This is a genomic window from Streptomyces sp. NPDC030798, from assembly GCF_055572275.1.
The window spans coordinates 403149-428781 of the sequence record NZ_JBVIDR010000005.1 but is presented as its reverse complement, the minus strand read 5'-3'; the positions used below and the strand labels follow the sequence as shown (position 1 = coordinate 428781).

Below are 25633 nucleotides of genomic sequence, written 5' to 3'. Positions count from 1 at the left end.
CCCCCATGTCAGGCCCGCGTTTGAGCGACCGCTCAAACACTCTTCGGGGAAACGTACACGTCTTTGAGCGATCGCTCAAAGGGCGGGGGCGAGAAAACCCCGGCCCGTGGCGGGCCGGGGTCCTCGTGGCTGCCGTGCCGGCCGCTACTGCGCCAGGTGGCGTTCGACGGTTTCGACCTTGGAGGTGAGCCCGTCGGTCACCCCGGGCCGGATGTCGGCCTTGAGGACGAGCGACACGCGCGGCGCGCGCTGCTCGACGGCGGCGACGGCACGCCGGACCACGTCCATGACCTCGTCCCACTCCCCCTCGACGGAGGTGAACATGGCGTCGGTGCGGTGGGGCAGGCCCGACTCGCGCACCACGCGGACGGCGTCGGCGACGTACTCCCCCACGTCCTCGCCGACGCCGAGGGGCGTAACGGAGAAGGCGACGATCATGCGTTCACCACCCCTTCCTTGCGGGCGCGGGCGGCGATGACGGCATCCTCGGCCTCGCGGCGGAGCTTGCGCTCGATGACGAAGCCGCCGCCCGGGATGATCGAGTACGCGAAGTACAGAGCGGCCTTGCCCTTCTCCCACTTCGTCCGGTTCCAGGCGTCCGCCCAGAAGAGCACGTAGAGGACGAACAGCACACCGTGGATCGGACCGAGCACCGGGGCCACGTCGAAGCCGGAGTCGACCGAGTACTTGATGACCGTGCAGGCCGCGAGCACGATCCAGGAGACGCCCTCCGGCACGGAGATCAGGCGGAGGCGGCGGATGGCGGAGGCTGTCTTGATGTCCACGGATCACCTTCGGTGGGAGTTGCGACGGCGGGCTGCCGGTTTGTGAACGGACGCACAAGGGTTCGTCCATTGTGACAAACGAGGCCCGTAGGGGTGCGCTCAGGGTCGTTCTCCACCTACCGGCCCTGTTCCCTCCACCCGGCCGCCCGCTACGTTGCACGGCGTGGCGATGTTCCGACTCCAGGGCAGCAAGGTGCTCGCCGTCGACATGACCGGGGACGCCGTGAAGGCGAAGAACGGCTCGATGGTCGCGTACGACGGGCAGATGGCCTTCAAGAAGCTGAGCGGTGGCGGCGAAGGGCTGCGCGGGATGGTGACCCGGCGGCTCACCGGCGAGCAGATGACGGTGATGGAGGTGAGAGGGCAGGGGACCTGCTGGTTCGCGGACCGGGCGTCCGAGATCAACCTGGTCGGCCTGCAGGGCGACAAGCTGTACGTCGAGTCGAGCAACCTGCTCGCGACCGACGGCGGGCTGCGGACGGGCACGACGTTCACCGGGCTGCGCGGCGCCACGCAGGGCAACGGGCTGTTCACGACGACCGTCGAGGGCCACGGGCAGGCGGCGATCACGTCGGACGGGCCGGCGGTGGTGCTCCGGGTCAGCCCGCAGTACCCGCTGATCGTCGATCCGGGTGCCTACATCGCCCATCAGGGCAACGTGCGGCAGTCCTTCCAGTCCGGTGTGACGTTCCGCACGTTCTTCGGGGAGGGCGGCGGCGAGGCCTTCCAGATCCGGTTCGAGGGGGACGGGCTGGTGTACGTCCAGCCCAGCGAGCGGAACACGATCGCGGGGGACGTGTGAGATGAGCTTCCGGGAGATCAACTCCAAGATGGTCGAGGCGACCGTGCTGCCCGGCCGGCGGCTGTTCAGCCAGCGCGGGGCGATGCTCGCCTACAAGGGGGACGTGTCCTTCACACCCAACATGCAGGGCGGCCAGGGCGGCCTGATGTCCATGATCGGGCGCCGGGTGGCCGGCGAGGCGACACCGCTGATGACCGTCGAGGGCAGTGGCACCGTCTTCTTCGGGCACGGCGGCCACCATGTCCACGTCATCACCCTGACCGGCGACACGCTGTACGTCGAGGCGGACCGGCTGCTCGCCTTCGAGGGCACCCTGCGCCAGGGCACGATGTTCATGGGCTCCCAGGGCGGGGTGATGGGCCTGGTGCGCGGCCAGGTCACCGGGCAGGGCCTGTTCACCACGACGCTCCAGGGCCAGGGGTCCGTGGCCGTGATGGCGCACGGCGGCGTCTTCGAGATCCCGATCACCCCTCAGCGCCCGGTCCATGTGGACCCGCAGGCGTACGTCGCCCACCACGGCGACGTACGCAACAAGCTGTCCACCGCGCTCGGCTGGCGCGACATGGTGGGCCGGGGCTCCGGCGAGGCGTTCCAGCTGGAGCTGAGCGGCAGCGGCACGGTGTACGTCCAGGCCTCGGAGGAGAAGCTGTGAGCGCGTACGGAACCCCCGGCGGCCCCGTGGTGCACGACCCGCTGACGCTGCCGGCCGACGACAACGTCAACAAGTACACCTTCTGCGTGGAGCTCAAGGGGAGCCAGTGGTTCCTGCAGAAGGGGAAGATGATCGCCTACTACGGGGCGATCGAGTTCAACGGCATCGGGCACGGGCGACTTGACCGGCTTGTCCGTACGTCCTTCCATTCGCCACTGCACGCGAGCGACTGGGTCGTGGCGGAGGGTTCGGGCAAGATGCTGCTCGCCGACCGGGCCTTCGACGTCAATTCGTACGACCTGGACGACGGGAACTTGACCATTCGCGCGGGCAATCTGCTCGCTTTTCAGCCAAGTCTGGCACTCAAGCAGTCGATCGTGCCGGGTTTTCTGACCCTTATCGGAACCGGCAAGTTTGTCGCCGCATCTAACGGTCCGGTGGTGTTCATGGAACCTCCCCTCCGGGTGGACCCCCAGGCACTGGTCGGGTGGGCCGACTGCCCGTCCCCGTGCCACCACTACGACCATGGGTACCTGACGGGCCTCATGGGCGGTCTACGTGCGATGACGGGTCTCGGCGGGGCTTCCGGCGAGGAGCACCAGTTCGAGTTCGTGGGCACCGGGACGGTCCTGCTGCAGTCGAGCGAGGTACTCATGGCGGAGCAGCCGACGGGGGCTGTTCCGCCCGAGCCGGGGGTGCCCGGTGGTGGCGGAGCGGCACCGGGTGGACACGGTCCGCAAGCGTCGGGTGTACCGCGCCTTCCCGGACAGCTGGGGGACCTCCAGCGTCGCTTCGGGCTGTGAGCGGTAGTCTGCGGAGTGTGACGTCGAACGCGTGCGCACAGTCACACCACCCGAAGTAGTTCGTCATTCAACTTCTTAGGTAGACTTCATTCATGGAGACCGAGACGGCCACGCGCTGGCTGACCGATGCGGAGCAGTGCGCCTGGCGCACCCACCTGGAGGTCAACAGGCTGTTGACGTACCAGCTCGAGAAGGATCTGCAGCCGTTCGGCCTGACGATGAACGACTACGAGATCCTCGTCAATCTGTCCGAGTCCGACGACGTGCGGATGCGGATGAGCGACCTCGCGTCCGCCACCCTGCAGTCCAAGAGCCGGCTCTCGCACCAGATCACGCGGATGGAGAACGCGAACCTGGTGCGGCGCGAGAACTGCGAGTCCGACCGCCGGGGGCTGTACGCCGTGCTGACGGAGCACGGCATGGAGACGATGAAGAAGGTCGCGCCGCATCACGTGGCGTCGGTGCGCAGGCACTTCATCGACCTGCTGTCGGGGGAGGCACTCATAGAACTCGACAAGGCGCTGAAGCCGATCGCGGAGCACTTGCGGGGGCAGCGGGGGCGCCCCTGAGCATCGGCCGAGCCTCCAGGGCGCCGGGATGCCCGGCCCTGGGGGCTGCGGCCCGTGGGGGTTCCCGGACGGGCTGCCTCCGCCGCCCGTTTCGGTCGGCCCGCGTCCGACGGGCGCCGGTGCTCAGCCCTGCGTCAGGCCCTCGACCAGCTCGTCCGCCGCGCGGTACGGGTCCAGTTCGCCCGTCACGATGCGTTCCGCCAGGGCGCTGAGGCGGCGGTCGCCGTGCAGGTCGCCGATGCGCTCGCGGAGGGCCGTGACGGCGATCGTCTCGACCTCGCGGGCCGCGCGGGCGCGGCGGCGCTCGGCGAGGACGCCGCGCTCCTCCATCCACGCCCGGTGCTTCTCCAGGGCCTCCACGACCTCGTCGACGCCCTGGGCGCGGGCCGCGACCGTCTTGACGATCGGGGGCCGCCAGTCACCGGGGCCGCGGGCCTCGCCGAGGCCCAGCATGTGGTTCAGCTCGCGGGCGGTGGCGTCGGCGCCGTCGCGGTCGGCCTTGTTGACGACGTAGACGTCGCCGATCTCGAGGATGCCCGCCTTGGCCGCCTGGATGCCGTCGCCCATGCCGGGGGCCAGCAGGACGACGGAGGTGTCGGCCTGGGAGGCGATCTCGACCTCCGACTGGCCCACGCCGACCGTCTCGACCAGGATCACGTCGCAGCCGGCCGCGTCGAGGACGCGGATGGCCTGGGGCGCCGCCCAGGCGAGGCCGCCGAGGTGGCCCCGGGTGGCCATGGAGCGGATGTAGACGCCCGGGTCCGAGGCGTGCTCCGACATGCGGACCCGGTCACCGAGCAGGGCCCCGCCGGAGAAGGGGGAGGACGGGTCGACGGCCAGGACGCCGACCCGCTTGCCCTGTTTGCGGTAGGCCGTCACCAGCGCCGACGTCGACGTCGACTTGCCGACGCCGGGCGAGCCGGTGAGGCCCACCACATACGCGTTGCCGGTCAGCGGCGCGAGCGCCGCCATGACCTCCCTGAGCTGCGGGGACGCCCCCTCCACCAGGGAGATCAGCCGGGCCACGGCCCGTGGCCGGCCTTCCCTGGCCTGGTCCACCAGAGAGGAGACGTCCTGCATCACAGCTCCGTTCACTCGTGAAAAGTAGGGCTCAGGCCTTCGGTACCCGGACGATCAGGGCGTCGCCCTGGCCGCCGCCACCGCACAGCGCGGCCGCGCCGACCCCGCCGCCGCGCCGCTTGAGCTCCAGGGCCAAGTGGAGCACGAGACGGGCGCCGGACATGCCGATCGGGTGGCCGAGGGCGATCGCGCCGCCGTTGACGTTCACCTTTTCCGTGGACACGCCGAGGTCCTTCATTGACTGCACGGCGACCGCGGCGAAGGCCTCGTTGATCTCGATCAGGTCGAGGTCGGAGACCTCCAGGCCCTCCTTCTTCAGGGCGTGCCGGATGGCGTTGGACGGCTGCGACTGCAGGCTGTTGTCCGGGCCCGCCACATTGCCGTGCGCGCCGATCTCGGCGAGCCAGGACAGACCCAGCTCCTCGGCCTTGGCCCTGCTCATCACGACCACGGCCGCCGCACCGTCCGAGATCTGCGAGGAGGAGCCGGCGGTGATCGTGCCGTCCTTGGCGAAGGCCGGGCGCAGCTTGCCGAGGGACTCGGCGGTGGTGTCGCCGCGGATGCCCTCGTCCTTGCTGAACAGGACCGGCTCGCCCTTGCGCTGCGGGATCTCCACCGGGGTGATCTCGGCCTCGAAGATGCCGTTCTTCTGCGCGGCGGCGGCCCGCTGGTGCGACAGGGCGGCGATCTCGTCCTGCTCGGGGCGCTGGATGCCGAGGCGGGTGTTGTGCTTCTCCGTGGACGCGCCCATGGCGATGCCCTCGAAGGAGTCGGTGAGGCCGTCGTACGCCATCGCGTCGAGCATCTCGACCGCGCCGTACTTGAAGCCCTCGCGGGACTTCGGCAGCAGGTGCGGGGCGTTGGTCATGGACTCCTGGCCGCCGGCCACGACGATGTCGAACTCGCCGGCGCGGATCAGCTGGTCCGCCAGCGCGATGGCGTCGAGGCCGGACAGACACACCTTGTTGATGGTGAGCGCCGGGACGTTCATCGGGATGCCGGCCTTGACCGCGGCCTGGCGGGCCGGGATCTGACCGGCACCCGCCTGGAGCACCTGCCCCATGATCACGTACTGCACCTGGTCGCCACCGATCCCCGCACGGTCGAGGGCGGCCTTGATCGCGAAGCCGCCGAGGTCGGCTCCGGAGAAGGACTTGAGGGAGCCCAGCAGTCGTCCCATGGGCGTGCGCGCGCCCGCGACGATCACCGAGCTGTTCGTTCCAGAAGGCATGAGCTGCGATCCCCTTACCGGCCTGCCCAGGCCGAGGAGTGAACGAGGGTTTACTTCGAATGTACTGAGTGGCACTCCGTGCCGTCATCGGCCCGTCGGTGTGATCGCGCGCACGTTGCGTAACCATCGCCGTAGCGCTGCACTGAATCCATGCTGACGCGAATCGACCACATCGGGATCGCCTGCCACGACCTCGACGCGACCGTCGAGTTCTACCGGGCGACGTACGGCTTCGAGGTGTTCCACACCGAGGTCAACGAGGAGCAGGGCGTGCGTGAGGCCATGCTCAAGATCAACGAGACGTCCGACGGAGGGGCGTCCTACCTGCAGCTGCTGGAACCGACCCGGGAGGACTCCGCGGTCGGCAAGTGGCTCGCGAAGAACGGGGAGGGCGTCCACCACATCGCCTTCGGTACGGCGGATGTGGACGGCGACGCCGAGGACATCCGCGGCAAGGGCGTACGCGTTCTGTACGACGAGCCACGACGCGGCTCCATGGGGTCGCGGATCACCTTCCTGCACCCCAAGGACTGCCACGGTGTCCTGACCGAACTCGTCACTTCGGCCCCTGTTGAGTCGCCCGAGCACTGACCCCCGTACATAAGGGCCGGTAGGGTTGGGGGCGGTCGTCCCTGAAACGCGGGGACGACCGTGCCGGGGTCCGGGTTTCGGGGGACGAGCGTCGGGGCAGCAGCCCGTGCTCCGCCGTTGATCTGACACCATTCCCCGGGGGCCCCGTTCGGCGGATGGACGGAGCTCGTTGGAGAAGCTGACCAGGGGACGGATGGGACCGCGCAGTGCGGGGCTACGAGAGCCAGGAGCGAGAGCCGGCGGCTGACGTCGACCACCTCTCACGGTTCGAGGCCGAGATGAAACGGCTGAGGACCGAGCGGGAGAAGGCGATCCAGCACGCCGAGGACCTCGGCTACCAGGTCGAGGTGCTGCGCGCCAAGCTGCACGAGGCGCGCCGCACCCTGATGACCCGGCCCGCCTACGACGGCGGCGACATCGGCTATCAGGCCGAGCAGTTGCTCCGCAATGCCCAGATCCAGGCCGACCAGCTGCGCCAGGACGCCGAGCGGGAGCTGAGCCAGGCCCGGGCGCAGACCCAGCGCATCCTGCAGGAGCACGCCGAGCAGGCCGCCCGGCTGCAGGCCGAGCTGCACCAGGAGGCGGTCGCCCGCCGCCAGCAGCTCGACCAGGAGCTGGCCGAGCGCCGGCAGACCGTCGAGTCGCACGTCAACGAGAACGTGGCATGGGCCGAGCAGCTGCGCGCCCGCACCGAGCAGCAGGCCCGTCGGCTGCTCGACGAGTCCCGTGCCGAGGCCGAGCAGGCCATGGCCGCCGCCCGCGCGGAGGCCGAGCGGCTGACCCGGGAGGCCCGGGAGCGGCTGCAGAGCGAGGCCGAGACGGCCCGCGCGGAGGCCGAGCAGATCCTGCGCCGCGCCCGCACGGACGCCGAGCGGCTGCTGAACGCCGCCTCCACCCAGGCCCAGGAGGCCACCGACCACGCCGAGCAGCTGCGCACCTCCACGGTCACCGAGTCGGACGCCGCCCGCCGCCAGTCCGCCGAGCTGACCCGGGCCGCCGAGGAGCGGATGGCGCAGGCCGACGAGGCGCTGCGCAAGGCGCAGTCCGAGGCGGAGAAGCTGGTCACGGAGGCCAAGGAGGCCGCCGCCAAGGCCCTGGCGAGCGCCGAGGCCGCCAACGAGACGCGCACCCGGACGGCCAAGGAGCAGGTCGCCCGGCTGGTCGAGGAGGCCACCAAGGAGGCCGAGACCACCCGGTCGGACGCCGAGCAGCTGGTCGCCGACGCGCGCGCCGAGGCCGAGAAGATCGTCGCCGAGGCCGCCGAGAAGGCCCGCAGCATCACCGCCGAGGAGAGCGCCACCCAGCTGTCCAAGGCGGCCAAGACCGCCGAGGACGTGCTGAACAAGGCGTCGGAGGACGCCAAGAAGACCACCAGGGCCGCGGCCGAGGAGGCCGAGCGGATCCGCCGGGAGGCCGAGGCCGAGGCGGACCGGCTGCGCGCCGAGGCGCACGACATCGCCGAGCAGCTCAAGGGCGCGGCGAAGGACGACACCAAGGAGTACCGCGCCAAGACGGTCGAGCTGCAGGAGGAGGCCCGCCGGCTGCGCGGCGAGGCCGAGCAGCTGCGCGCCGACGCGGTCGCCGAGGGTGAGTCGATCCGCGCCGAGGCCCGCCGCGAAGCCGTGGTGCAGATCGAGGAGGCCGCCAGGTCCGCCGAGGAGCTGCTGTCCAAGGCGAAGGCCGACGCGGACGAGCTGCGCCAGAAGGCGACCACGGACAGCGAGAAGGTCCGCACCGAGGCCATCGAGCGCGCCACGACGCTGCGCCGGCAGGCCGAGGAGGTCCTGGAGCGCACCCGCGCCGAGGCCGAGCGCTCCCGCGAGGAGGCGGTGGAGCTCGCCGAGACCATCACCTCGAACGCCGAGCAGGCCGCGCGCGAGCTGCGCGAGGAGACCGACCGTGCGATCGAGGCGCGGCGGGCCGAGGCCGCCGAGGAGCTGACCCGGCTGCAGACCGAGGCCCAGGAGCGGCTGGCGGCTGCCGAGCAGGCGCTCGCCGACGCCCGCGAGGAGGCCGCCCGGATCCGCCGGGAGGCCGCCGAGGAGGGCGACCGGCTGCGCACCGAGGCCGCCGAGCGGATCCGTGCGCTGCAGCAGCAGGCCGAGGCGGAGGCCGAGCGGCTGCGCGACGAGGCCGCGTCCGACGCGTCCGCCTCCCGCGCCGAGGGCGAGGCCATCGCCGTGCGGCTGCGTTCGGAGGCCGCCGCGGAGGCCGAACGGCTCAAGGCCGAGGCGCAGGACACCGCCGACCGGGTGCGCGCGGAGGCGCAGGCCGCCGCCGAGCGGCTGGGCACCGAGGCGTCCGAGACGCTGGCCGCCGCCCAGGAGGAGGCCGCCCGGCGCCGCCGGGAGGCCGAGGAACTGCTCGGCGCCGCCCGCGCGGAGGCCGACCAGGAGCGCGAGCGGGCCCGCGAGCAGAGCGAGGAGCTGCTGGCCTCGGCGCGCCGGCGCGTGGAGGACGCGCAGGCCGAGGCGGTCCGGCTGGTGGAGGAGGCCGACCGGCGCGCCACCGAGATGGTGTCCGCCGCCGAACAGCACGCCCAGCAGGTGCGGGACTCCGTCGCCGGGCTGCACGAGCAGGCGCAGGAGGAGATCACCGGGCTGCGCTCGGCCGCCGAGCACGCGGCGGACCGTGCCCGCCGGGAGGCCGAGGAGGAGGCGGACCGGGTCCGCGCCGACGCCTACGCCGAGCGGGAGCGGGCGGGCGAGGACGCCTCGCGGCTGCGCCGGGAGGCGAACGAGGAGTCGGAGGCCGCCAAGGCGCTGGCGGAGCGTACGGTCGCGGAGGCGATCGCGGAGTCCGAGCGGCTGCGCGCCGAGGCCGGCGACTACGCGCAGCGGGTGCGCACCGAGGCGTCGGACGCGCTCGCGGAGGCCGACCAGGCCGCCGCCCGCACCCGGGCCGACGCCCGTGAGGACGCCAACCGCATCCGCTCGGACGCGGCGACCCAGGCGGACACCCTCATCACCGAGGCCCGCAGCGAGGCGGAGCGGCTGCAGAACGAGACGATCGCGGAGGCGGACCGGATCCACGCCGAGGCCGTCGCGGGCGCCGAGCGGCTCCTCGCGGACGCCACCGGCGACGCCGAGCGGCTGCGCGCCGAGGCCGCCGAGACGGTCGGCACGGCCCAGGCGCACGCCGAGCGGCTGCGTACGGAGGCCGAGCGGGTGCGGGCGGACGCCGAGGCGGAGGCCGAACGGCTCGTGGGCTCGGCGCGCGAGGAGGCCGAGCGGACCCTGGACGAGGCCCGCAAGGACGCCAACAAGCGGCGCTCGGAGGCGGCCGAGCAGGTCGACACGCTCATCACGGAGACCACGGCCGAGGCCGACAAGCTGCTCACCGAGGCACAGGCGCAGGCGCTGAAGACCACGGCGGACGCCGAGTCGCAGGCCGACACGATGGTCGGCGCGGCCCGCAGCGAGGCCGACCGGATCGTGTCCGAGGCGACGGTCGAGGGCAACTCGCTGGTGGAGAAGGCCCGTACGGACGCCGACGAGCTGCTGGTCGGCGCCCGCCGGGACGCGACCGCCATCCGGGAGCGCGCGGAGGAGCTGCGCGAGCGGATCACGGCGGAGATCGAGGAGCTGCACGAGCGGGCCCGCCGCGAGGCCGCCGAGACCATGAAGTCCACCGGCGACCGCTGCGACGCGCTGATCAAGGCCGCCGAGGAGCAGCTGGCCAAGGCCCAGGCGAAGGCGAAGGAGCTGGTCTCGGACGCCAACTCGGAGGCGGGCAAGGTGCGCATCGCCGCCGTCAAGAAGGCCGAGGGCCTGCTGAAGGAGGCCGAGCAGAAGAAGGCCACCCTGGTCAAGGAGGCCGAGGAGCTCAAGGCCGAGGCGATCCGCGAGGCCCGGCGCACGGTCGAGGAGGGAAAGCGCGAACTGGAGATCCTGGTGCGTCGGCGGGAGGACATCAACGCCGAGATCTCCCGGGTCCAGGACGTGCTCGAGGCGCTGGAGTCGTTCGAGGCCCCGGCGGCGGGCAAGGACGGTGCGGTCAAGGCGGGTGCCACGGTGGGCGCCCCCCGATCGGGTGGCAAGTCCTCGGACGGGTAGCGCGGGAGCGGGGTTCCGGTGTCTTCTGGGGGGCTTTGCCCCACTCCTTGGCAAGCCGTCCGGGCGTCAGCCACACAAAAGAGGTGTCATTCTCCAGATCAAACCCGTATCCGCTCGATGACACACCGCTTCGGCCCCTAGGATTCCCCTTATCACCTCACCGGTCTCATTCGACAGGAACCCCATGAGCGACACTTCCCCCTACGGCTTCGAGCTTGTGCGGCGTGGGTACGACCGCGCTCAGGTGGACGAACGTATCTCCAAGCTCGTCTCCGACCGTGACAGCGCTCTCGCCCGCATCACCGCTCTGGAGAAGCGCATCGAGGAGCTCCACCTCGAGACCCAGAACGCCCAGGCCCAGATCACCGACGCCGAGCCGTCGTACGCGGGTCTCGGTGCGCGGGTCGAGAAGATCCTGCGCCTCGCCGAGGAAGAGGCGAAGGACCTGCGGGAGGAGGCCCGGCGCGCCGCCGAGCAGCACCGCGAACTCGCCGAGTCGGCGGCCCAGCAGGTCCGCAACGACGCCGAGTCGTTCGCCGCGGAGCGCAAGGCCAAGGCCGAGGACGAGGGCGTCCGGATCGTCGAGAAGGCCAAGAGCGACGCCGCGCAGCTGCGTTCCGAGGCGCAGAAGGACGCGCAGTCCAAGCGGGAGGAGGCGGACGCCCTCTTCGAGGAGACCCGCGCCAAGGCCGCGCAGGCCGCCGCCGACTTCGAGACCAACCTGGCCAAGCGCCGCGAGCAGTCCGAGCGCGACCTGGCCTCGCGTCAGCAGAAGGCCGAGAAGCGGCTCGCCGAGATCGAGCACCGCGCCGAGCAGCTGCGCCTCGAGGCGGAGAAGCTGCGCACCGACGCCGAGCGCCGCGCCCGCCAGACGGTGGAGACGGCCCAGCGCCAGGCCGAGGACATCGTGGCCGACGCCAACGCCAAGGCCGACCGCATCCGCTCGGAATCCGAGCGCGAGCTCGCGGCCCTCACCAACCGCCGCGACTCCATCAACGCCCAGCTGACGAACGTCCGCGAGATGCTCGCCACGCTGACCGGTGCCGCCGTGGCCGCCGCCGGCTCCCCCACCGAGGACGAGCCGATCTCCCGCGGGGTCCCGGCCCAGCAGACCCGGTAACCACGGGCGCCGGTTCGCCGAAGGCCGCACAGCGCAAAGCCCCTTGCCGCTCCGGGCGGCGGGGGCTTTTCGCGTCTCCTGGCATGCTGCGCGCCCGGGCGGTACGGCGGTGCTCACCCGGCCGTCACCGCCGGCAAGCGGAGCGCACACCTTTACTCTCTCTTGAGCGGAACCGTCAGCGCCCGGATATCCTCCTAACCCTTACGGGGGCGTGTGCCCCGCTGTCCTGAACCTTTCGATGGGTGCGGAGCATGATCGAGGCTGTAGGCCTGACCAAGCGCTACGGCGACAAGACCGCCGTGTACAACCTTTCCTTCCAGGTGCGGCCGGGAGCGGTGACCGGCTTCCTCGGGCCCAACGGCTCGGGCAAGTCGACCACCATGCGGATGATCCTCGGGCTGGACAACCCGACGTCCGGCGCGGTGACCATCGGCGGCTATCCGTACCGCAAGCTGCCCAACGCGCCCCGCCAGGTGGGTGCGCTGCTCGACGCCAAGGCGGTGCACGGCGGCCGGTCCGCCCGCAACCACCTGCTCAGCCTCGCGCAGCTGTCCGGCATCCCGGCCCGGCGCGTGGACGAGGTGCTCGGGGTGGTGGGCCTGCAGGAGGTGGCGAAGAAGCGCTCCAAGGGCTTCTCGCTCGGCATGGGCCAGCGCCTCGGCATCGCCGCCGCGCTGCTCGGCGACCCCCAGGTGCTGCTCTTCGACGAGCCGGTCAACGGCCTCGACCCCGAGGGCATCCTGTGGGTGCGCAACCTGATGAAGGCGCTGGCCGCCGAGGGCCGTACGGTCTTCGTCTCCTCGCACCTGATGAGCGAGATGGCGCTGACCGCCGACCACCTCATCGTGATCGGGCGCGGCCAGCTGCTCGCCGACATGAGCGTGAAGGACTTCATCTCGGCGAACTCCGCCGACTTCGCGCGCGTGCGCACCCCGGACACCGAGCCCCAGCTGCGCGAGAAGCTGTCCGCCGCGCTCACCGAGGCCGGCGGCCATGTGCTGCCCGAGCAGGACGGGGCGCTGCGGGTGACCGGGCTGCCGCTGCCCCGCATCAGCGACCTCGCGTACGAGGCGGACGTCCGGCTGTGGGAGCTGTCGCCGCACCAGGCCTCGCTGGAGGAGGCGTACATGCGGATGACGCAGGGCGCCGTGGACTACCGCTCGACCATCGACCAGAAGGCGGGCCTGCAGCAGCCGCTGCCGCCGGGTGCCCAGCCGCCCATGCCGGTGCCGGGCCAGGGCCAGCCGGGTTGGTACGCCCCGCCGCCGCCCCAGCAGGGCGGCCAGCCCTTCACGATGCCGGTGCCGCCCTCCGGGCCCTACGGCGGGGCTCCCGCGGGCCCCTACGGTGCTCCCGGCGCCGCGGCGCCCAACCTGTACGCCGCACCGGCCGCACAGGCCCCCGCGCCCGCACAGGCCGCTCCGGCGGTACCGGCCCCGCAGGCTCCCCCGGAGCAGCCGCCGGCCGTCGCTCCCGCCTCCGCCCCTGCCGACAAGACCCAGCCCGAGGACGCCCGATGAGCACCCACCAGCCCCCGATGCCGCAGGCCCCCGCCGCCGCGCCCGGCGGGTCGTACGCCGGTTACAGCTCGCCGATCCCCGTCGTGCGCACCCACCTGGGGCACGCGCTGGCCTCCGAGTGGACGAAGATCAAGTCGGTGCGGTCGACGATGTGGACGCTGGGGGTCTTCGTGCTCCTGGTGATCGGCATCGGCCTGCTCACGGGTGTCGCGGTCAAGGCCAACTCGGGCTCCTCGGACCTGGCCGGTGAGAACCCGCTGTCGTTCGGCTTCTTCGGGGTGCTCCTCGGCAGCATCTGCATCATCACCCTCGGCGTTCTGACCACGGCGTCCGAGTACGGCACCGGCATGGTCCGTACGACGATGACGGCGTGCCCGAGCCGGGGCCGGGTGCTCGCGGCCAAGGCGATCGTGTTCTTCGTCGTCGCCTTCGTCGTCACTCTGGCCGCGGTCTCCTTCGTGGCCATGGTGCACGCCTCCATGCTCAGCGGCACCGCGGCGGACAAGCCGTCCGGCGGGACCTGGCTCAAGGCCACGGTCGGGGTGAGCCTCTACACCGCGCTGCTCGGGCTGCTGTCCCTGGTCATCGGCTCGATCATCCGGCACTCGGCGGGCGCCATCACCATCATGATCGGCCTGGTCCTCGCCCCGCTGGTGATCGCGCTGTTCATGGCCGCCTCCTCGCTGCACGACGTGCAGCAGTGGCTGCTCGAGTACTCGATCCCGAGCCAGTTGAGCGTCTTCTACGACAACTCCCTCACGCAGTCCGGCCCGTCGGGCCTGGACCCGCTGTGGATCATCCTGGGAGTGACGGCGGCGGCGTACGCGGGTGCCTACGCGCTGCTGCAGAGCAGGGACGTGTGAGACACGTGCACGAGGCCCGGGTCTAGAACCTGGGCGCGTTACGGGACCGCTGCACCCGCGTGGTGCGGCGGTCCTTCGCGTTCCAGCACGCCTTGTGCCAGTGGCGGCGGTCGTCCACGCCCGCGTGCTCCGGCCAGGCCACCACGTGCGGGACGCCGGAGGGGATCAGCTGGTCGCAGCCGGGGCAGCGGTACGTCTTGCCCTCCGCGCTCGCACCCGCGACATGGCGCACGCTCCAGTCCTCGCCCTGCCAGCTCTCCGTGGACTGCCAGCCGCCGTACCGGCCGGCCCGGTCGTCCTCGGCGCTGCGGCCGGACGATCCGGCTGCCTTCGGTCGGTTGTGACGCGGGGACACGGGACACCTCTCGGGGCTATACAGAACAGGGACCGCATCCAGCCTACGCGGCACCGAGAGGGGTACGCGTAGGGCGCCAACCCACACAAGTCACCCTCCACGGCGTCCGATTCTGCAGACAATCCGCAAATTACTCCGCCAGGCCGTGTCCTCGGCACGTGTCAGACGGTTATGCCGGGTGGGGGAGCTCCGGGTCGGAGCCAAGGAAGCAGGAAATGCGATGCACGTAGGAAGTTTTGTGCTGGCGGCCCAGTTCCCGGGCCAGGGGCACGGCGAGGCGCTGCACCGGGCGGTCCGCTCCGCGGAGGTCTCCGAGGAGGCCGGTCTGGACGCGGTATGGCTGGCCGAGCACCACTTCGTGCCGTACGGCACGTGTCCGTCCGCCGTCACCCTGGCGGCGATACTGCTCGGCCGCACCCGCCGGGTCCGCGTGGGTACGGCGGTCAGCGTACTGCCCACCGCGCACCCGGTGGCCCTCGGCGAACAGGCCGCGCTGCTGCACCTGACGAGCGGCGGCCGGTTCACGCTGGGCGTGGGGCGCGGCGGGCCGTGGGTGGATCTCGAGGTGTTCGGCGCGGGTCTCCAGGCGTACGAGCAGGGGTTCCCGGAATCACTCGATCTGCTGATGCGCTGGCTGCGCGAACCGTCGGTCGCGGCGTCGGGTGAACGGTTCTCCTTCCGCGAAGTCCCCGTCGTGCCACGCCCGTCGGAGGCGCTGACGGAGACACCCGGACCGGAGGTCGTCGTCGCCTGCACCTCGCCGGCGAGCGTGCGGCTGGCAGCCGAGCGCGGCCTGCCGATGCTGCTCGGAATGCACGTGGGCGACGAGGAGAAGGCCGAGATGGTCGCCCTGTGGCGGCGGTGCGCGCGGGCCGCGGGGCGGCCGGGCGAGGAGATCGCGGACGCGGCCCATGTCTCGGCCGGCGTGTGCCAGATCGCCGATCGGCGCACCGACGCGGTGGAGACACTGCTGAAGGCGATGCCGGGCTGGCTGAAACAGGGCCTCGAGGCCCATGTGACGGTCGACGGCCGGGAGCGCAGGATGCGCGACCCGCACGCCTACACCGAACTGCTCTGCGGGCTGCACCCGGTGGGCACCCCGCGGCTCGCCGCGGACCGGCTCGCGGCCACGTCGGAGCGCACCGGCATCTCCCGCTTCGCCCTGCTCGTGGAGGGCTCGGGCGACCTGGCGGCGACGGAGGAGAACCTGCGGCGGCTGGGCGCCGAGGTACTGCCCCAGCTGCGCTGACCGGCGGGCCGTGCCCCCGTGCCAAGTCCGCTGAGCCGTGGGGGGCTTGCCGCCCCAGTAGGTATGCACCTCCCGCGGGTGGAGCGGCAAGCGAGCGGCTCACTGTGTCAGCGGCCGGGCGGCGCGTCAGCAGTCCCGGAGCTCCGGCGACTGGTTCAGCAACTGGCTGCGCACCGAGGTGAAGCGGGTCAACGTCTCGTCGGCCGAGGCGTCCAGCGGGAACACCGCCACCCGGTGGCAGTTCTGGAAGGCCAGCCGCACACCGAAGTGCCGCTGCAGCGCGCCGCGTATGGCGTCACTCGCGAGCGCGCGCAGCAGCTGACCGCGTGCCTGCTCGTCCGGCGGGGGCGTCTGGTTGTCGGCGAAGGGGCCGCCGTCGACCTTCAGCTGAGCCACCAGAGAGCTGATCATCTCCCACGCATAGGGCAGGGAGGTCCGGACGCAGTCGACGAATGCTGCTTCGTCGACCTCGCCTCGCTCGGCCTGTTCGAGTAGGGCCGGTGAGACGTCGAGCGACATGGGTTCTCCTCTCGCACCCCCGTCGAGCAGGGGTTGCCGGACAGACAAGGGAGTTCGCGATACCGAACACACTCAGTACACAGACCGCGACCTCCCGCTTCTACGGTAGGCAACCGTCGGTGACCACACCAGCAGAACGCGTATATGGAACGGTCCCTTTGGGCCCACAATCGGCCAGAGATGAACAGGAGTTTCCAGGGACAAAAGGGTGGCCCACCGGGTCCGGACGGGACGGTGGTGCGGGGCGCGAGGAGGGCGAATCGCGTCCACCCGTGGGTGTCGAGTAGCGTTGCCGACCATGCGTCTCGTCATTGCCCGCTGCTCGGTCGACTACGCCGGCCGGCTCACCGCCCACCTGCCCTCGGCTCCGCGACTGATCCTGGTCAAGGCGGACGGCAGCGTCTCCATCCACGCGGACGACCGGGCCTACAAGCCCCTCAACTGGATGTCGCCGCCCTGCACGCTGAAGGAGGGCACGGGCGAGGACGAGGGGGTGTGGACCGTCGTCAACAAGGCGGGCGAGAAACTGATCATCACGATGGAGGAGATCCTGCACGACTCCTCCCACGAACTCGGGGTGGACCCCGGGCTGATCAAGGACGGCGTGGAAGCGCATCTGCAGGAACTGCTCGCCGACCGCATCGAGACGCTGGGCGACGGCTACACGCTGATCCGGCGCGAGTACATGACGGCGATCGGGCCGGTGGACATCCTCTGCCGGGACGCGGACGGGCAGACGGTCGCCGTCGAGATCAAGCGGCGCGGCGAGATCGACGGCGTCGAACAGCTCACCCGCTACCTCGAGCTGCTGAACCGCGACCCCCATCTCGCTCCGGTCCGCGGCGTGTTCGCGGCCCAGGAGATCAAGCCCCAGGCCCGCGTCCTGGCCACCGACCGCGGCATCAACTGCCAGATCCTGGACTACAACGCCCTGCGCGGCATCGAGGACGACAAACTCCGCCTGTTCTGATCGGGCGGGTCCCGCAGGCGGACGCCTCAGGACGGCCGGGCTCCCTTCCCGCGGACGCCGGCCGCCGTTCTCGGGCCCGCCCGGACCCGCGGCCCTTGCACCGATCGGCGATCTCGTTCCCGCCGCCGCGGGCGCCCATCCGCTACGGCGGTGTCCCGGTGCCGGACCGGCCTGACGCCGTCGGGCACCGCCGCGTGCCGTTGCCCGGGGCCGCTAGAGGATCCCCTCGTCGCTCTCCGGGGCGGTTGCCTCGCTGCTCGATGCCGCCGGGGCGGCGGAGGCCGGACCGCTGGCCGAGGTGGAGGTGGCCGGGGAGGAGGACGTGCCTGACGACGGGGACGAGGAGTTCGACGGCGCCGGCGAGCTACTGGAGGGCGAACTGGACGGGCTCGACTTGCTCGGTGACGGAGATCCGCTCGGCTTCTTCGTCGGGGACTTGGACGGCTTCGGTGTCGTGCCCCCGCCGCCCGTCCCCTTCGTGCCGGTCGGGTGGGAGGACGGGATGGTCGCGGACGGGGTCGGGTCGTCCGTCGTGCCGTAGGTGCCGTCGGGGCCCGGGTTCGTCGGGGAGCTGGAGGGACGGCCGGGCGCCGCGTGGCCGCCGGTGTCCTGCTTCGGGTCCGCCCCGAGGCTCCCGTCGTCCGTGTCCTGGCTCGCGGACGGGTCGACCTCCACCGTGCCGGCCGGGTTCTTGTCGGCGTTCTGGTGGGACGTCATACCGAGCGTGACCACCGTGCCGAGGACGGCGGCCAGCAGCGCGCCGGAGCCGGCCGCGACCAGGTTGCGGCGGGCCAGCCGGCGGATCCCGCCCGGCGGCTTCGTGGCATCGGGCTGCCGGGTGACCACCGCGTCCACGGCGGCGCCGTACAGCGGCGGGTAGGCGGCGGCGACACCGCCCGGGGGCGAGACGGACTCCTCGTGACGCGCGTCCGGCACCTCCTCGCCGGCCGTCGCCGCCACCCCCGGCACCTCACCGGAGAGGTCGGCCACCAGTGCCAGCGCACGGCGCCCGGCGACGGCGCCGCGCTTGTCGGCGAGCGCCCCGCGCAGGCCCGAGGAGGTCTCCAGCTCTGCACGGGCCCGGTCGAGCCGGCCGCCGCAGAGCGCGAGGATGCCCAGCTCGTGGTGGAAATAGGCCTGTTCGGCCACCTCGCCGGACAGCCGGGAGGCCTCCGCGCCGGAGCGCAGCGCGCGTTCCCAGGCGCCCCAGTGCAGCCCGGCCGCGAAGGCGGGCGCCGCCGTGCGGGCGAGCCGTACCGCGAGGCTCTCCTCGCCCTCGACCGGCGGCACCGTCCCCGGCACCACGACCGCGAGCGCGGCCAGCACCGCCTCGGCCTCCGCGCACACCCGCTCCGGGGTGACCGAGGGGTGGCCGGCCCACCAGGCGTAGTGCTCGGCGGCGGTGCGGGCCCGGGCGGTGGCGTCGGTGTCGTAGCCGGCGGCCTCGAGCTGGGTCAGCACACCGGCCGCGAGGCGGTAGCGGGAGCCGACCGGGGAGACCAGTCCGCAGCCCGCGAGTTCGCCGAGCGCGGCGTCCGCGTGGGTGTCACCGACCAGCGCGGGCAGGTGCGCCTGGTGCGGCACTTCCCCGCCGAGCGCGACGGCGAAGCGGAGCGTGGCGCGGGCGGAGGCGCTGAGCCGGGAGGCCAGCAGCGGGGCGGGCGCCGCGGCCTCGCCGAGCGAGGGCAGCGGGACCGCCTGCTCGGTGTCCAAGGGCTCGTCGACGGGCGGCCGTACGTCCTGGAAGACGCCGTACTCGTCCACCGCGCCGGCGCTCGCGCTCAGTTCGTCGCGCTGTCGGAGCAGGGCGCCGGCCTGCACGAACCGCAGGGGCAGCCCTTCGGACTCGAACCACAGATCGCCCGCCCAGTTGGCCTCCTCCTCGGTGAGCACCCGGCCGACGGCCCGCTCCAGGATCTCCACGCCGGCCGCCCGGTCCAGGCCGGTGAGGAAGACCTCCTCGACCTCGGAGGCGGCGGAGGGCGCCGGTACGTCCGGGGTGGCGCCGAGCAGGAAGGCGCACTCGGGTGTCGCGTCTAGCAGTTCGTCGAGGGCGGCACCGCCGAACTCCAGGTCGTCCACGACGACGACCGCGCCGATCTCCCGGACGAGTTCGAGCAGTTCGTCCCGTTCCGGGCGGTGGCGCGGGGCGTCGTGAACGGCGTGGAAGAGGTCGTGCAGCAGCTCGGTGGCGGTGCGGTGGAAGCCGCTGAGGCGGACCACGCCGTCGGGCGCGAGGTCCAGGCAGTCCTCGGCGACGAGGTCGAGCAGGGCGGTGCGGCCGGAGCCGCCCGGGCCGGTGAGGCGCACGGAACGGCCGCGGGCCAGCAGCCTGACCAGGCGCTCGCGTTCGTCCTGGCGCTCCAGCAGGGGCAGCGCGGGCTGTGCCGGTCCCGGCGGCACGGCGGGCCGGACGGCACGCTCGGCCTCGGCCCGCTCGCCGGCCGTGCGCCTGCGGGCCCGGCCGGGCCTGTCCCCCTCACTCCCGGCTTCGCCCGACCGGGAGGTGCCCCCGGGCGGGCAGGGTTCGATCTCGCTGCCGTCCACGGGGTTGACGGTCACGAGGAAGTCGCCGGAGACCAGCTGCGCCGTACGAGCGGGCGCGCTGGGGCCGAAGTCGGAGGTGAGGGATTCCCGGGGCGTGCGGCGGCTGAGAGCCTGGCCGTGCTCCTCGGGTCCCGGAGTGATCGGGTCCATAGGTTCAAGCCCCCCAAAAGCGTCGTGTGCCCTGAAATACCGGCCCCTCCCGGCCTGCCGCACACCGCGCTGTCGCTTCTGGTCCGGGCCCGCACGAGGGTTCTTTTCAGTCAGCGGGCGACCGAACCCTAAACCTTCGCACAGTATCTCCGACAGGGCGGGGTGCCGCGCGGCCCGAGACGTCACAGTCCGGTGAGGATTGCGCTCCAGGTGCGGTAAGGCGGCTGCGCCCGAGTCTCCCCCGTCGCCCGGTTCACACCCATCGGATGCGTCACACCCGGGGCAGCGACTCCACGCCGATGCCGCCCTCGATGGCGAGGATGCGGTGCAGCCGGGTCGCCACCAGCAGACGCTGCATCTGCGGCGGGACGCCACGCAGCACCAGGCGGCGACCGCAGCGGCCGGCCCTCCGATGGGCTCCCATGATCACGCCGAGTCCGGTGGCGTCCCAGGAGTCCAGTTCGGACAGGTCGAGCACCAGGTCGCCGACTCCGTCGTCGACGGCCGAGTGCAGGGCCGTACGGGCGTCCGCCGCGCTGCGGACGTCGAGGCGGCCCCCGACGACCAGCTCGGCGTGGTCGCCCCTGATGTACATATGCGCTCCCCGTTGAGTGCGAGTGGCGTACTCCATGACGGTGCTCGTGCTGTGCAACCTCTGACTGCTTGAGTGGCAGAGCGGTTGCTACTTGTAAGCGAACCGATACCGAATTCACCCCTGGGGGTGATTCACCCCCGGAGATCGTCCGAATCTGTCCGTACTTCTGTCAGTACGTGTGTCAGTACTTCTGCCTGTACTTCTTTCAGTACGTGTAGAAGCCCTGCCCGCTCTTGCGGCCGATGTCACCGGCGTCCACCATCCGGCGCATCAGCTCCGGCGGGGCGAACTTCTCGTCCTGCGACTCGGTGTAGATGTTGCTGGTGGCGTGCAGCAGGATGTCCACGCCGGTCAGGTCCGCGGTGGCCAGCGGACCCATGGCGTGGCCGAAGCCCAGCTTGCAGGCCAGGTCGATGTCCTCGGCCGTGGCGACACCGGACTCGTAGAGCTTGGTCGCCTCGACGACGAGGGCCGAGATGAGCCGGGTGGTGACGAACCCGGCGACGTCCCGGTTGACGACGATGCAGGTCTTGCCGACGGACTCGGCGAACTCCCGCGCGGTGGCGAGGGCTTGGTCGCTGGTCTTGTAGCCGCGGACGAGCTCGACGAGCTGCATCATCGGCACCGGCGAGAAGAAGTGCACCCCCACCACGCGCTCGGGGCGCTCGGTGACCGCCGCGATCTTGGTGATCGGGATGGCGGAGGTGTTGGAGGCGAGCACGGTGTCCTCGCGCACGAGCTTGTCGAGCGCGCGGAAGATCTCGTGCTTGACCTCCAGCTTCTCGAAGACGGCCTCCACCACGACGTCGGCGTCGGCGGCCGCGTCCAGGTCGGTGGTCGCGGTGATGCGCGCCAGGGCGGCGTCGGCGTCGTGCGCCTCCAGCTTGCCCTTGCCGACGAACTTGTCGTACGAGGCCTTGATGCCGTCGGTGCCACGCCTGAGCGCCTCGTCGGTGACGTCGCGCAGCACGACGTCCCAGCCCGCCTGCGCGGCGACCTGGGCGATCCCGGACCCCATGAGCCCGGCCCCGATGACGGCAAGCTTCCGTGCCACTGTGCGACTCCCCTGATACGCGCTGTCGTCAGGCCCCGGCGTCCTCTTCCCCTCGTCCGCTCGGAGGGTGGTGCCCGGCGTCCTGGGATCACCTGCTCACCTGGACGCCACCGGGCAGGCGGGAAGGTCACGCCGGGGCCTACTTCTCTCGGGCGGACACTAGCGCTCGTGAGGGGCGCAGCGGCGGAGTTAGTAACGCGTTTCACGTCTCACCGAGTGAGATGCCGGTCACGTCCCCGGCGCGGGGGCAGTTGACAGGACGTCGGCAGCCTCGTCACGCCCGTCGGCGCCCGGACGAACCGGGGCAGAGGTCCGCCATACCGGGCAGTCGGTCGGCACACGCCCCGGCGTCATGGCCCCGAGCGCGGCGTTCTCGCGGCGGTCGTCTCCGCGGAACCCGCCGTGACAGTGGGCACACGCGTGTTCCGCTCGGCCGGGGCGTAACTAGGCTGGTCACATGGTCAATCTGACGCGCATCTACACCCGGACCGGCGACCGGGGCACCACCAACCTCGGTGACATGAGCCGGGTCGCCAAGACCGACCTCAGGATCTCCGCGTACGCGGACGCCAACGAGGCCAACGCGGTGATCGGCACGGCGATCGCCCTGGGCGGGCTGGAGGAGGACGTCGTCGCGGTGCTCACCCGCGTGCAGAACGACCTGTTCGACGTGGGTGCGGACCTGTCGACGCCGGTGGTGGAGAAGCCGGAGTTCCCGCCGCTCAGGGTCGAGCAGTTCTACGTCGACCGGCTGGAGGCGGACTGCGACCGCTTCAACGAGCGGCTGGAGAAGCTGCGCTCCTTCATCCTGCCGGGCGGCACACCGGGTGCGGCGCTGCTGCACCAGGCCTGCACGGTCGTACGGCGGGCCGAGCGGTCCACCTGGGCGGCCCTGGAGGCGCACGGCGAGACGATGAACCCGCTCACGGCCACCTACCTCAACCGGCTCTCCGACCTGCTGTTCATCCTGGCGCGCGTGGCGAACCAGGAGACCGGGGACGTGCTGTGGGTCCCGGGCGGGGAGCGCTGAGCGGCGCTCCCCGGCCCGTGCCCCGATCAGCGGTCGGCGCCGCTCGCGGCGTCGCGATCGGCCGCGGCGGCCGCGGACTCGGCCGCGTCGACCTTCTTCAGCATCTCGGCGTAGCCCGAGGGGGTGGGGGTGACCTTCGCGGACCCGCCGTCGTGCGGGGCGCAGCCCGCGGTGAGGGCGACGAGCAGTGCGGCGGCCGGCAGCGCGAGCGCCGGTCCTGCGCCCCGCATCAGCCCGCCGCCTTGCCGCCGCCGCTGCCGCTCTCGTCGCTCTTGCCGCTCTTGCCGCTCTTGCCGCTCTTGTCGTTGGTCTGGCACCAGGTCTTGACCGAGGCCAGGTCCTTCTGACGCTGCTCCAGGTCGGTCCGCAGCGACGTGCGGAAGTCCAGGCGGTCCTGGAGGTAGGTGGCGATCTCGGTGTGGCCGGCCTTCTTGGCGTTGTCGACGCGCTGCTGCAGCCGGTTGACCGAGCCGCGGGTGCCGGCGCCGGCGTCGAGCCGCTTCAGGGCCCGCTCGATCCGCCGGTCGATCCTCGGCACCCGCTTGCACAGCGCGTGCGCCCCGTCGCCGGCCGGCCGGTGCGCGGGCGCGTCGTCCGCCGCGGCCGCCGCCCCCGTCGTACCCGCCAGCACGGCTGTCACGGCGAGCCCCGCGAGCAGCGTGCGCGTCCGTCGTCGTACGCGTCGTGCGTCCATCCGCCTCTCCGTTCGCTTCCCGGACGGCCCCGTGGTCCGTCCGTCGTGCCGCGAGGCTAGGGACCGTCTTTGGGGAAACTCTGTGACCGGTTCGCCCCGGCCGTGCCGATCAGCCAGTCCCGCCGGCCGGGCAGGGCACCGCCGTCCAGCGGCAGCCGTACCTCGAAGCGGGCGCCGGTGCCGTCCGGACCGTCCGTCACCGTGACGCTCCCCCGGTGCAGCGCCGCCTGCTGGGCGACGAGGGTGAGGCCGAGTCCGGAGCCCGCGCTGTCCGGGCCCCGTTGGAAGCGCTCGAAGACGCGGGAGCGGGCCTCGGCCGGTACACCGGGCCCGTGGTCGTCCACCGTGATCAGCACCTGACCGGCGCCGCCGCGCACGCCGACCCGCACCCGGGCACGGCCCTCGGCGTCACGGCCGTGGGCGAGGGCGTTGCCGAGCAGGTTGTCCAGCAGCAGCCGCAGGCCCGGCTCCCAGCCGTGCACCGTCAGTCCGGGCGCGGCGTCGAGGGTGAGGTCGGCGTCCGGGGCCCGGCGGCGGGCCTCGGCGACGGCCGCGTCGGCGACGTCGGCGAGGTCGACGGTCCGCAGCGCCTCCGCCTCCACCAGGTCCCCGCGCCCCAGCTCGCGCAGCATCATCAGCAGGCCCAGCAGCCGCGCGTGCTCGCGCCGCAGATCGGCGAGGACCTCCGTGCGGTCGGGTTCGGGGAGGTCGGGGTGGCCGGCGAGGATGTCGAGGTTGGTGCCCATGCTCATCAGCGGGGTGCGCAGTTCGTGCGCGGCGGCCGAGGAGAAGGAGCGGGCGGTGTCCAGGGCCTCGGCGGTGCGGGCGGCCTGTTCGTCGTAGCGGGCGAGGACGGTGCGGACGGTGGCGGCCAGGTCGTCGACCTCTCTCACCCCGGTCGGCCGGTGGTCCGGCCGGGCGCTGCTCGTGCGCGGGTCGAGGCCGGCGGTACGGCGGGTGAGCCGGCGCAGCGGCGCGCTCGCGCCGGCCGCCAGGCCCCAGGCGAGCAGCCCGGACAGGGGTGCGGCGAGCAGCGCGGTGAGGACCACGCGACGCCGGACCAGGCGGAGTTGGGCGCGGTCCGCGGTGTCGGGCGCGAAGACCCACAGGGTGCCGGAGGCGCCGCCGCCGCGCACCGGGCGGGCCAGCGCCCGCCAGCCGCGGGCGCCCTCGCGGACGGTGACCGGGCCGGCGGTCCGCGCGGGCAGCGTCACCGAGGGGCCGGGCTGCGGGCCGCCGCTGAAGGTGGCGTCCGGTCCCACGACGCGTACCCCGACGTCGAGCGCCGCGCTGTACAGGGCGCGTTCCCTGGTGTCGGCGGCCTTGGGGCGGCCGTTCGCCGAGGCCCGCAGCAGCGCGCGGGCGTCGGGCGCGACGGCGGCGGCCCGCTGCCGCAGGTGCTGGTCCTCGGCGCGGTGCAGATCGCGGGCGACCAGGTGCAGCAGCAGCCAGCCGCAGGCCAGCACCAGCAGCGGGACGGTGCAGCCGACGGCGAGTCCGATACGGGTGGAGAGTCTCACGGCGTGTCCCGGCTCTCCCTGAGTACGAAGCCGACGCCGCGCACGGTGTGGATCAGCCGCGAGCCGCCGTCCGCCTCCAGCTTGCGCCGCAGATAGCTGACGAAGGTGTCGACGGCGTCGGTGCGCACGTCGAAGTCGTAGCCCCAGACGCGTTCCAGGAGCTGGTCGCGGGTGAGGACGAGCCCGGCGTTGCGGGCGAGGACGACGAGGAGTTCGAACTCACGGCGAGTCAGTTCCAGTGCGCGGCCGCCGCGTTCGGCGGTCCGGGCCGACGGGTCGACGACCAGGTCCGCCGCCCGCAGCACGGTCCGGTCGGCGGGGGGCCGGCGGCGCAGCAGCGCGTGCAGCCGCAGCACCAGTTCCTGCAGGGCGAACGGTTTGACCAGGTAGTCGTCGCCGCCCGCCTGGAGCCCGGCGATCCGGTCGGCGGTCTCGTCGAGCGCGGAGAGCATGAGCACCGGCAGGTCCTGGCCCTCGGCGCGCAGCCGGGTGCAGACCTGGATGCCGCTCATGCCGGGCATCGACACGTCGAGCACCAGGACGTCCGGCGGCGCCTGCGCGATCGCGGTGAGCGCCTCGGGCCCGTCGGCGGCGGTGCGCACCGCGAAGCCGTTCAGCCTGAGGCCGCGCTCGAGGGAGCGGCGTATCGCCGCGTCGTCGTCGACGACCAGGACGGCCCCGGTCGCTGCCGTGTCCCCACCCATGCACCCTCCTCGGCCCGCCCCGGCGTCATCGCCCGGCCAGGGTACGACCCTCCTCGGGGTGTGCTCGTGCGGACCGCGTGCATCGGCGAGGCTCTGTCCGACACCGGCATCGCCGAGCGGCTGCGGACGGCGGAGGGCACCGTGAAGACGCACGTCGGCCGTCCGCCGGCCGAGC

The 25633-nt window shown here is 72.4% G+C and carries 25 protein-coding genes; 12 read left to right on the top strand and 13 right to left on the bottom strand.

Annotated elements, in window-relative coordinates:
• Positions 1-144 precede the first annotated feature (144 nt).
• Both ACZ404_RS14980 and ACZ404_RS14975 read right to left on the bottom strand, forming a co-directional pair.
• Positions 145-438, bottom strand: coding sequence for an MTH1187 family thiamine-binding protein (locus ACZ404_RS14980; protein ID WP_468439718.1), 294 nt, complete (start codon positions 436-438; stop codon positions 145-147).
• The gene (locus tag ACZ404_RS14975) at positions 435-785 is read right to left on the bottom strand and encodes a DUF3817 domain-containing protein (protein ID WP_468439716.1); all 351 of its coding nucleotides are present in this window, start codon (positions 783-785) and stop codon (positions 435-437) included. The genes ACZ404_RS14980 and ACZ404_RS14975 overlap by 4 nt, the downstream gene beginning before the upstream one ends.
• A gap of 169 nt (positions 786-954) precedes the next feature.
• Here ACZ404_RS14975 and ACZ404_RS14970 point away from each other — a divergent pair, with 169 nt between their 5' ends.
• From ACZ404_RS14970 to ACZ404_RS14955, 4 genes are all read left to right on the top strand, one after another.
• Positions 955-1587, top strand: a complete 633-nt coding sequence (locus ACZ404_RS14970; RefSeq protein WP_468439856.1) for an AIM24 family protein — start codon at positions 955-957, stop codon at positions 1585-1587.
• Between the two features lies 1 nt (position 1588).
• Entirely contained in the window at positions 1589-2239 is a 651-nt protein-coding gene (locus tag ACZ404_RS14965) for an AIM24 family protein (RefSeq protein ID WP_468439714.1), read from the top strand.
• Positions 2236-3042, top strand: coding sequence for an AIM24 family protein (locus ACZ404_RS14960; RefSeq protein WP_468439712.1), 807 nt, complete (start codon positions 2236-2238; stop codon positions 3040-3042). Before ACZ404_RS14965 ends, ACZ404_RS14960 begins: the two co-directional genes overlap by 4 nt.
• A gap of 92 nt (positions 3043-3134) precedes the next feature.
• Complete coding sequence (locus tag ACZ404_RS14955; protein WP_468439710.1) at positions 3135-3611, top strand: MarR family winged helix-turn-helix transcriptional regulator; 477 nt, start codon at positions 3135-3137, stop codon at positions 3609-3611.
• 123 nt (positions 3612-3734) lie between these two features.
• On the opposite strand, the gene meaB is transcribed toward ACZ404_RS14955, so the two are convergent.
• Both meaB and ACZ404_RS14945 read right to left on the bottom strand, forming a co-directional pair.
• Positions 3735-4691: a methylmalonyl Co-A mutase-associated GTPase MeaB gene (meaB, locus tag ACZ404_RS14950; RefSeq protein ID WP_468439854.1), complete on the bottom strand. Its 957-nt coding sequence runs from the start codon at positions 4689-4691 to the stop codon at positions 3735-3737.
• A 31-nt stretch (positions 4692-4722) separates the two neighbouring features.
• A complete protein-coding gene (locus ACZ404_RS14945; RefSeq protein ID WP_468439708.1) occupies positions 4723-5922 on the bottom strand; it encodes an acetyl-CoA C-acetyltransferase in 1200 nt (399 codons plus the stop codon).
• A 150-nt stretch (positions 5923-6072) separates the two neighbouring features.
• Here ACZ404_RS14945 and mce point away from each other — a divergent pair, with 150 nt between their 5' ends.
• The 5 genes from mce (at position 6073) to ACZ404_RS14920 (ending at position 14071) form a co-directional block, all read left to right on the top strand.
• Entirely contained in the window at positions 6073-6513 is a 441-nt protein-coding gene (mce, locus tag ACZ404_RS14940) for a methylmalonyl-CoA epimerase (RefSeq protein WP_468439706.1), read from the top strand.
• A 206-nt stretch (positions 6514-6719) separates the two neighbouring features.
• Positions 6720-10568 carry a polarized growth protein Scy gene (gene scy / locus ACZ404_RS14935; RefSeq protein ID WP_468439704.1) on the top strand — a complete coding sequence of 1283 codons (3849 nt, stop codon included), beginning with the start codon at positions 6720-6722 and terminating at the stop codon, positions 10566-10568.
• 184 nt (positions 10569-10752) lie between these two features.
• Complete coding sequence (locus ACZ404_RS14930) at positions 10753-11688, top strand: cellulose-binding protein (RefSeq protein ID WP_468439702.1); 936 nt, start codon at positions 10753-10755, stop codon at positions 11686-11688.
• Positions 11689-11939: 251 nt separating this feature from the next.
• Positions 11940-13208: an ABC transporter ATP-binding protein gene (locus ACZ404_RS14925; RefSeq protein ID WP_468439700.1), complete on the top strand. Its 1269-nt coding sequence runs from the start codon at positions 11940-11942 to the stop codon at positions 13206-13208.
• Positions 13205-14071 carry an ABC transporter permease gene (locus tag ACZ404_RS14920; RefSeq protein WP_468439698.1) on the top strand — a complete coding sequence of 289 codons (867 nt, stop codon included), beginning with the start codon at positions 13205-13207 and terminating at the stop codon, positions 14069-14071. Before ACZ404_RS14925 ends, ACZ404_RS14920 begins: the two co-directional genes overlap by 4 nt.
• Before the next feature lie 22 nt (positions 14072-14093).
• Here the strand turns inward: ACZ404_RS14920 and ACZ404_RS14915 are convergent, their stop codons facing one another.
• Positions 14094-14426 carry an ATP/GTP-binding protein gene (locus ACZ404_RS14915; protein WP_468439696.1) on the bottom strand — a complete coding sequence of 111 codons (333 nt, stop codon included), beginning with the start codon at positions 14424-14426 and terminating at the stop codon, positions 14094-14096.
• A 220-nt stretch (positions 14427-14646) separates the two neighbouring features.
• Here ACZ404_RS14915 and ACZ404_RS14910 point away from each other — a divergent pair, with 220 nt between their 5' ends.
• A complete protein-coding gene (locus ACZ404_RS14910) occupies positions 14647-15675 on the top strand; it encodes an LLM class flavin-dependent oxidoreductase (protein ID WP_468439694.1) in 1029 nt (342 codons plus the stop codon).
• Positions 15676-15801: 126 nt separating this feature from the next.
• Here the strand turns inward: ACZ404_RS14910 and ACZ404_RS14905 are convergent, their stop codons facing one another.
• A complete protein-coding gene (locus ACZ404_RS14905) occupies positions 15802-16194 on the bottom strand; it encodes an SCO5389 family protein (RefSeq protein ID WP_468439692.1) in 393 nt (130 codons plus the stop codon).
• 298 nt (positions 16195-16492) lie between these two features.
• Between ACZ404_RS14905 and nucS the strand changes: the two genes are divergently transcribed.
• Positions 16493-17164, top strand: coding sequence for an endonuclease NucS (gene nucS, locus ACZ404_RS14900; protein WP_468439690.1), 672 nt, complete (start codon positions 16493-16495; stop codon positions 17162-17164).
• A 213-nt stretch (positions 17165-17377) separates the two neighbouring features.
• On the opposite strand, the gene ACZ404_RS14895 is transcribed toward nucS, so the two are convergent.
• From ACZ404_RS14895 to ACZ404_RS14885, 3 genes are all read right to left on the bottom strand, one after another.
• Positions 17378-19861, bottom strand: coding sequence for an ATP-binding protein (locus ACZ404_RS14895; RefSeq protein ID WP_468439688.1), 2484 nt, complete (start codon positions 19859-19861; stop codon positions 17378-17380).
• Between the two features lie 271 nt (positions 19862-20132).
• Positions 20133-20456 (bottom strand): STAS domain-containing protein, encoded by a 324-nt coding sequence (locus tag ACZ404_RS14890; protein ID WP_031171888.1) that lies wholly within the window; start codon positions 20454-20456, stop codon positions 20133-20135.
• Between the two features lie 205 nt (positions 20457-20661).
• Positions 20662-21510: a 3-hydroxyacyl-CoA dehydrogenase family protein gene (locus tag ACZ404_RS14885; RefSeq protein WP_468439686.1), complete on the bottom strand. Its 849-nt coding sequence runs from the start codon at positions 21508-21510 to the stop codon at positions 20662-20664.
• A gap of 457 nt (positions 21511-21967) precedes the next feature.
• Here ACZ404_RS14885 and ACZ404_RS14880 point away from each other — a divergent pair, with 457 nt between their 5' ends.
• A complete protein-coding gene (locus tag ACZ404_RS14880; protein ID WP_468439684.1) occupies positions 21968-22540 on the top strand; it encodes a cob(I)yrinic acid a,c-diamide adenosyltransferase in 573 nt (190 codons plus the stop codon).
• 26 nt (positions 22541-22566) lie between these two features.
• Here ACZ404_RS14880 and ACZ404_RS14875 read toward each other — a convergent pair whose 3' ends face one another.
• From ACZ404_RS14875 to ACZ404_RS14860, 4 genes are read right to left on the bottom strand one after another with little or no spacing between them, the layout of a single operon-like run.
• A complete protein-coding gene (locus ACZ404_RS14875) occupies positions 22567-22770 on the bottom strand; it encodes a hypothetical protein (RefSeq protein WP_468439682.1) in 204 nt (67 codons plus the stop codon).
• The gene (locus ACZ404_RS14870; protein WP_468439680.1) at positions 22770-23234 is read right to left on the bottom strand and encodes a hypothetical protein; all 465 of its coding nucleotides are present in this window, start codon (positions 23232-23234) and stop codon (positions 22770-22772) included. Before ACZ404_RS14870 ends, ACZ404_RS14875 begins: the two co-directional genes overlap by 1 nt.
• A 56-nt stretch (positions 23235-23290) precedes the next feature.
• On the bottom strand, positions 23291-24754 hold the full coding sequence (locus ACZ404_RS14865; RefSeq protein ID WP_468439678.1) for an ATP-binding protein: 1464 nt from the start codon (positions 24752-24754) through the stop codon (positions 23291-23293).
• Positions 24751-25458 carry a response regulator transcription factor gene (locus ACZ404_RS14860; RefSeq protein WP_468439676.1) on the bottom strand — a complete coding sequence of 236 codons (708 nt, stop codon included), beginning with the start codon at positions 25456-25458 and terminating at the stop codon, positions 24751-24753. Before ACZ404_RS14860 ends, ACZ404_RS14865 begins: the two co-directional genes overlap by 4 nt.
• Between the last annotated feature and the right edge of the window lie 175 nt (positions 25459-25633).